Consider the following 1,474-nt stretch of genomic DNA (forward strand, 5'->3'; position numbering starts at 1 on the left):
CATAAGCATATGCCTTCTTTACATCTCTTGGATCTTTCCGATGATGAAGCATACCGATTATAACCATATGAGTTTTCCTACCCCTCTTTCTAAATTTCTTTTTCAAACACGTATCAAATTCATCTTATATATATTCATAATCCCCCTTCATTTGACTAATTTTAAAATATAAAGAACGATTTTTCTCCCATTTTAATATTCTACTTATATATAAATAATAAATTTGAGTTTTTATAAAAATGATTGAAGCTAAGGGGGCATAAGACTATGAATACTATTGTTTTTATTGAAACAAATAAATCTGGATCAAGTAGAGAAGCAATCAAGGCAGCAGAAAAACTTAATTTCTTTACAATTTTGTTAACTAGAAAAAAAAAATTTCTTGAAGAACGCAATACATTTCCGGATGTACATGAAATGATTTTCACTGATATAGATGATTACGCTAATGTAGTCACAATAATTAACAAGCTTAAAAACACAGGAAAAAATATAAAAGGAATTTTTAGTTTTATTGATTCTTTCGTTTATGTAGCTGCACGTTTATCAAAAGAATTTTGTCCAAATATAATATCTACCGAAGCAATTTATCATATGGAAAACAAAATATTGACTCGTAATGTACTAAAAGATTTATCAATCTCACTCAATTATTTAGTTTATAAACCAAAAGAATCATTATCATCTTTTCTTAAAGAAGCTAAAAACATGAATTTCCCTGTTATCGTTAAATCCCCTAAATCATCAGGATCAAAAGATGTATTGTTAGCAAAAAATGAAAATCAATTAATTTCATCTATGCAAACTCTTTTGAAAAAACTACCTAATGAAAAAGTTCTAATTGAGGAATATGTAGATGGCCCTCAGTACTTGGTTGAAATTTTAGTTCACAATGGAAAAGTGCATATTATAGCAATAATTGAGCAAGAAATTACATTTCTTAATCGTTTTATTGTCACTGGTTATTCTTTGCTAGGGCAAGTAGACAAAAAACTATATTATAGCCTTCTCAAGACTATTAATTCTGTTATAAAGACTTTTAATATGAAAAATGGTGCTTGTAATATAGAACTACGTAGAATAAATGATGTTTGGAAATTAATCGAAATAAACCCTAGAATATCGGGTGGAGCTATGAATGACATGATTGAAATTGGACATGGAATCAACTTAGTACAAGAAACTATTCAATTAATGTTAGGAAACACACCTTCACTAAATAAAAAGCATTATAAATATGTATACACTCATTACTTAACAGTTAAATCTAAAGGAAAACTAATCCGAGTTACAGGAAAAAATCGTAGTTCTAAATATCCTGGTGTGGAAAAGGTTTATATAAAACCCAAAAAAGGAGCCATCCTAAAACCACCTACATCAATGGGGCATCGATGTGGATACATTTTAGCATCATCATATTTTAAAACAGAAGCTAAAAAAATAGCTTTAGAAGCAGCTAAAGAAGTTTCTTTTG

At 28.5% G+C, this 1,474-nt stretch carries 1 protein-coding gene and 1 pseudogene; one reads left to right on the plus strand and one right to left on the minus strand.

Annotated features, from left to right (window positions below):
* A pseudogene (locus tag V7183_RS15750) lies at positions 1 to 138 on the minus strand (YheC/YheD family protein); the annotation flags it as partial.
* Positions 139 to 267: 129 nt separating this feature from the next.
* Here V7183_RS15750 and V7183_RS15755 point away from each other — a divergent pair.
* Positions 268 to 1,474: ATP-grasp domain-containing protein (locus tag V7183_RS15755; RefSeq protein WP_335360125.1), on the plus strand; the 1,207-nt coding region annotated here is incomplete at its 3' end.

This window comes from Bacillus sp. JJ1127 (assembly GCF_036965845.1).
Classification (GTDB): Bacteria; Bacillota; Bacilli; order Bacillales; family Bacillaceae_G; genus Bacillus_A.